Below are 5135 nucleotides of genomic sequence, written 5' to 3'. Positions count from 1 at the left end.
GGCGACAGGGAAGGGGGGTTCCAAACCAGAAACAGACGGTGAGGGAAACACCCCCCCCCACCCCGTCCCGCTTCCGGCCGGGGCCCCCGCGCCCGCCCCCCCCGCGGCCCCCCTGGCCGGACCTGGTGCTACCGGCCGCGTGCTACCAGCCGCGCTCCGCCAGGCGCACGGGCGCCGGCTCGGCCTCGACGTTGATGCCCACCATGGCCTCGCCCAGCCCGCGGGAGACCTTGGCGAGGACGTCGGGGTCGTCGTGGAACGTGGTGGCCTGCACGATCGCCTTGGCGCGCGCGACCGGGTCGCCGGACTTGAAGATGCCCGAGCCCACGAACACGCCCTCGGCGCCGAGCTGCATCATCATCGCGGCGTCGGCCGGGGTGGCGATACCGCCCGCGGTGAACAGCACGACCGGCAGCCTGCCCGCCCGCGCCACCTCGGCGACGAGCTCGTAGGGCGCCTGCAGCTCCTTCGCCGCGACGAACAGCTCGTCCTCGGGCAGGGAGCCGAGGTGGCGGATCTGAGCGCGGATCTGGCGCATGTGCGTGGTCGCGTTGGAGACGTCGCCGGTGCCGGCCTCGCCCTTGGAACGGATCATCGCCGCGCCCTCGGTGATGCGGCGCAGCGCCTCGCCGAGGTTGGTCGCCCCGCACACGAACGGCACGGTGAAGCGCCACTTGTCGATGTGGTTGGCGTAGTCGGCGGGGGTGAGCACCTCCGACTCGTCGATGTAGTCGACGCCCAGCGCCTGCAGCACCTGGGCCTCGACGAAGTGCCCGATGCGCGCCTTCGCCATCACGGGGATGGAGACGGCGTCGATGATGCCGTCGATCATGTCGGGGTCGCTCATGCGCGCGACGCCGCCCTGGGCGCGGATGTCGGCGGGCACCCGCTCGAGGGCCATGACGGCGACCGCGCCGGCGTCCTCGGCGATCTTCGCCTGCTCGGGGGTGACGACGTCCATGATGACGCCGCCCTTGAGCATCTCGGCCATGCCGCGCTTGACGCGGGCCGTGCCCACCTCGCCCGCGGGGATCTGGCCGTTGCCGGTGGTCTCGCTCAACTCGCGCCTCGCTCGTGTCGCAGGGAGCGGCGTGACCGCTGTCACGCCTCTCCCATCCTAGGGCGCGCGGTCAGCCTCCCGTGAGCCCCTCCGGCATCTGGTCGTCGAGCTCGACGGTGCGCGGCAGCGCCGCGTGCCCCGACAGGCGCAGCAGGCGCACGTACCAGGTGCGGCGGGCGCGCCGGGCCTGGGCGACGGCCTCGTTGTGGAACCGGCGCGCCAGCTGGGCCCGGTACCAGGCGGCGGCGAGCCGGCCCACCAGCTCGTCGCCGGCGGGGGTGGCGCGCAGCTCGGCGAGGGCCTCGTCGTCGCCCAGCGCCGAGCGGAGCGTGGACGACAGCTCGCTCTCGGCGCGCTCGCGGCCCGGGGCGAGGCCGTCGAGCCCCAGCTCCGTGCCCGCCGGGGCGGGCGGCGCCGGGTCCTCGACGGCGGCGAACGCGGCGTCGGCCACGAGCACGGCCCCCGCGGGGTCGAGCAGGCCGGAGGACGCCAGGTCGACCGCTGCGCCCGCCCGGCGCACGAGTTGCGCCTGCAGCGCGATCCGGGAGGCGACGACCTTGCGGTGCAGACGGTCCAGGCGTGACGCGGAGATCCACGCGAGCCAGACCACCACCGCCGCGGCGACGACGACGACGAGCGCGAGCTCGGACCAGCTCATGCGCCCTCACCCCCTGCGGCCCGGCGCGTGCGGAGCCAGCCGACGGCGCTCTCTGAGCGCGACGGCGCGACCGGCGACCCCAGCGCCTCGCCCGCGGCGACCGCCATCTCGTAGACCGCCAGGACCTGCGCGGTGACCGCCGACCAGTCGAACCGGCGCACGAAGGCCGTGGCGCGGTCCCGCCGGGCGGCGGTGTCCTGCGGGTCGTCGAGCGCCTCGAGGATCGCGCGCGCCAGGTCGTCCGGCTCGCCCGTGCGGAAGAGCCGCCCGGCCGCACCCTCGTCGAGCACCCGGCGGAACGCCCCGAGGTCGCTCGCCACGACGGCGGTGCCGGCGCTCATCGCCTCGACGAGCACGATGCCGAAGCTCTCGCCCCCCGTCTGGGGGGCGATGTAGAGGTCGGCCGACGCGAGCAGCGACGCCTTGTCCTCGTCGCTCACGCCGCCGAGGAACTCGAACGAGCCGGCCAGCGGTCCCAGCGCCTCGATCGCGGCGTCCCGGCCCGCGTCGCCCTTGCCGGCGACGAGGAACCGCGCGCCCGGGATCCGCTGCAGTACCGCCGGCGCGGCGCCGGCGAGCACCTCGAGGCCCTTGCGCGGCTCGTCGAGCCGGCCCAGGAAGGCGATCGTGGGCGCCTCGGTGGTGCCGCGCCACCGGTCGTCCGGCGCGGCCGCGGCGAACGTGTCGACGTACACCCCGTTCGGGATCACGACGGCGTCCCCGCCCACGTGGTCGACGAGCGTGCGGCGCGCGTCCTCCGAGACGGCGATGCGGGCGGCGATCTTCTCGAGCGACTGGCGCAGCAGCGGGAACGCGACCTGCAGCGCCCGCGAGCGCTCCTGCGAGGTGTGGAACGTGGCGACCACGGGCCCCTCGGCCACCCACAGGGCGAGCATCGACAGGCTGGGCACCATCGGCTCGTGCACGTGCACGACGTCGAACCGGCCCGCCTCCACCCAGCGCCGCACGCGGGCGGCCGTGCGCGGGCCGAAGGTCAGCCGGGCGACCGAGCCGTTGTAGCGCACGGGGATGGCGCGGCCCGCGGAGGTCACGACGTCGGGCACCGGGGTGTCGTCGTCGGCCGGCGCGAGCACCGAGACCTCGTGACCCGCGCGCTGCAGCGCCTGGGCGAGGTCGCGCACGTGGAACTGCACCCCGCCCGGGGCGTCGAACGAGTAGGGGCACACGATCCCGACACGCAGCGGGCGCGACGGCACCCCGACCTGCGCGAGGACGTCCGCCGCGCTCATCCCTCGCCCGCCTGGGCCCGGGTGCGCGCGTACCGCTCGGCGTCGAGGTCGTCGACGAAGACGCGCTGCAGCATGTGCCAGTCCTCGGTGGACTCCTGCAGCGTCTGCGAGATCGCGTCCACCCAGCCCTGGGTCATCAGCGCGACGCGCTCCTGGCGTCGCAGGCCCGAGCCGTCGGGCACCGGGACGGCCGGGTAGAAGCGGATGACGATGCCCCAGGCCGTGCCGGCGGCGCGGCGGCGCTCCCCCGTCAGGCGCTCGTAGGTGATCCCGACCGGCACCAGCGGCACCTTCGCCGCGATCGCCAGCGCCGCCGGGCCGGCGGCCACGCGCGCCCGGTGCCCGCACAGGTCCACCTCGACGCCGGTGGCGGTGAGGTCGCGGTCGGCCAGCAGCGGCACGATGCGGCCGCCCTTCGCGGCGCCGCGCACGAGGTTGCGGAAGACGTCGTGGTCGCCGAGCGGCAGCACGTCGATCCCGATGGAGCGGCGGAACTCGACGAACTCGACGAACAGCTCCTCGGGCTTGAGCCGCTCCGCGACCGTGAGCACCGGGGCGATGTGCGGCGTCGCGTACGCGCCCGCGAGGTCCCAGTTGCCCAGGTGCGCCAGCGCGAGCGAGACGGCCTGCCCGTCCCCGACCGGGCCGCCGACGTGCTCGTAGCCCTCGACGCGCACCCGCGCGGTGATCTGCGCGGGCGTGGCCCCCTGGAGGGTGAACGCCTCGCGGAAGTAGCGCATGTACGAGCGCATGCCCGCGCGGGAGAGGCGGCGCAGCTCCGGCGGGTCGAGGTCGGGGCGCACCCGCGCGTAGTTCGCCTCGAGCCGGCGCACCCCCTCGGTGCGTCGCAGCCAGGTGAGGTCCGCGACGGCGGTGAACACCGCGCGCAGCACCGGCTCGGGCACCTTCGGCGCGTGGCGCCACGCGAACGTGTACAGGCGGGCGACGTCGATCCGCATCAGGCCTCCGGGGCAGGGCTGTCGGTGGGGTCGGTGGGCACGGCCGTGAGCTGCCTCCGCACGGTGGCCATGCGCTGCACCACGGTGACGAGGCTGGCGACGGCGAGCAGGGTGAGCGCGACCTCGGCGACGACCACGGGCAGGCCGACTTGGGTGAAGCCCACCGCCACGAGGGCGACGACGAGCCGGTCGGTGCGCTCCGCGATCCCCACGGCGGCCGTGGCGCCGACGCTCTCCGCACGGGCCCGGGCGTACGGCACCACGGACCCGAGCACCAGGCACGCGAGCGCGGCCGCGAGGCCCCAGGTCGCGTACGGCAGGTCGGGGTGCAGCACGAACCACAGGGTGATCCCGGCGAAGACCGCGCCGTCCGAGACCCGGTCGAGCGTCGAGTCGAGGAACGCGCCCCACGGACCCGACCGGCCCGACAGCCGCGCCATCACCCCGTCCATCGAGTCCGCGAGGGCGAACAGGCCGATGAGGACGCCGCCGAGCAGCACGTTCCCCGTCGGCAGCAGCGTGAGCGCCAGGGCGCACACGACCACGGTCCCCGTGATCGTCACCGCGTCCGGGGAGACGCCGAGGCGCAGCAGCAGGCGCGCGGGCGGGGTGAAGAGGCGCTGCATCGTCGCGCGCAGGCCGCCGAGCATCAGCGGCCCCCGTCGCGCGCGGCGCCGGGCTCGGCGGGGTCAGCGGGCTCGGCGGGGTCAGCGGGCTCGGCCGGCCAAGCGGCCGCGAGCCGGCCCCGCGTGTCCGCCAGCAGCTCGGGGAGCGCCTTGGTCTGCCCGACGACAGGCAGGAAGTTGGCGTCGCCGAGCCAGCGCGGCACGACGTGCTGGTGCAGGTGCGCGGCGATGCCCGCGCCGGCCACCTCGCCCTGGTTCATACCGATGTTGAACCCGGCCGGCGCGTACACCGCGCCGAGGGTGCGCACCGCCGTCTGCGTCATCGCCGCGAGCTCGGCCGTCTCCGAGACGGTGAGGTCCACGTAGCCCGACACGTGCCGGTACGGCAGCACCATGAGGTGACCGGAGTTGTACGGGTACAGGTTGAGCACCGCGTAGCACTCCGCCCCGCGGGGGAAGAAAAGGACGGCCTCCTCCTCGCCCCCCCGGAGGGGGGGAAAAAGGGACCTCCCCCCCCAAACCTCTACCCGCCCTTTCCTTTTCCCCACGTTGACCACCCTATGTTGGGTTCCCCAACCCCTC

The 5135-nt window shown here is 75.2% G+C and carries 6 protein-coding genes; all 6 read right to left on the bottom strand.

The features are described from left to right. Positions 1-142 precede the first annotated feature (142 nt). Positions 143-1060: a pyridoxal 5'-phosphate synthase lyase subunit PdxS gene (gene pdxS, locus ACWF41_RS05645; RefSeq protein ID WP_380325054.1), complete on the bottom strand. Its 918-nt coding sequence runs from the start codon at positions 1058-1060 to the stop codon at positions 143-145. Between the two features lie 70 nt (positions 1061-1130). Continuing rightward, a complete protein-coding gene (locus ACWF41_RS05640) occupies positions 1131-1718 on the bottom strand; it encodes a hypothetical protein (RefSeq protein WP_380325051.1) in 588 nt (195 codons plus the stop codon). Continuing rightward, on the bottom strand, positions 1715-2968 hold the full coding sequence (locus ACWF41_RS05635) for a glycosyltransferase family 4 protein (protein WP_380325048.1): 1254 nt from the start codon (positions 2966-2968) through the stop codon (positions 1715-1717). Before ACWF41_RS05635 ends, ACWF41_RS05640 begins: the two co-directional genes overlap by 4 nt. After that, positions 2965-3927, bottom strand: coding sequence for a phosphatidylinositol mannoside acyltransferase (locus tag ACWF41_RS05630; RefSeq protein WP_380325045.1), 963 nt, complete (start codon positions 3925-3927; stop codon positions 2965-2967). Before ACWF41_RS05630 ends, ACWF41_RS05635 begins: the two co-directional genes overlap by 4 nt. Continuing rightward, positions 3927-4577 carry a phosphatidylinositol phosphate synthase gene (pgsA, locus tag ACWF41_RS05625; RefSeq protein ID WP_380325042.1) on the bottom strand — a complete coding sequence of 217 codons (651 nt, stop codon included), beginning with the start codon at positions 4575-4577 and terminating at the stop codon, positions 3927-3929. The genes ACWF41_RS05630 and pgsA overlap by 1 nt, the downstream gene beginning before the upstream one ends. Beyond that, a partial coding sequence (locus tag ACWF41_RS05620) for an HIT family protein (RefSeq protein WP_452182154.1) occupies positions 4577-5135 on the bottom strand: 559 nt, incomplete at its 5' end. The genes ACWF41_RS05620 and pgsA, both read right to left, overlap by 1 nt.

Source organism: Isoptericola sp. NPDC055063 (assembly GCF_053608125.1).
Note: the sequence above shows the minus strand (reverse complement) of the source record. Positions and strands in the feature narration are given on the sequence as shown.

What these genes read in the sequence shown, in the direction of transcription:
- ACWF41_RS05635 (WP_380325048.1), bottom strand. Translation starts at nt 2,968, where the DNA reads ATGAGCGCGGCGGACGTCCTCGCGCAGGTCGGGGTGCCGTCGCGCCCG.
- ACWF41_RS05630 (WP_380325045.1), bottom strand. Translation starts at nt 3,927, where the DNA reads ATGCGGATCGACGTCGCCCGCCTGTACACGTTCGCGTGGCGCCACGCG.
- pgsA (WP_380325042.1), bottom strand. Translation starts at nt 4,577, where the DNA reads ATGCTCGGCGGCCTGCGCGCGACGATGCAGCGCCTCTTCACCCCGCCC.
- ACWF41_RS05640 (WP_380325051.1), bottom strand. Translation starts at nt 1,718, where the DNA reads ATGAGCTGGTCCGAGCTCGCGCTCGTCGTCGTCGTCGCCGCGGCGGTG.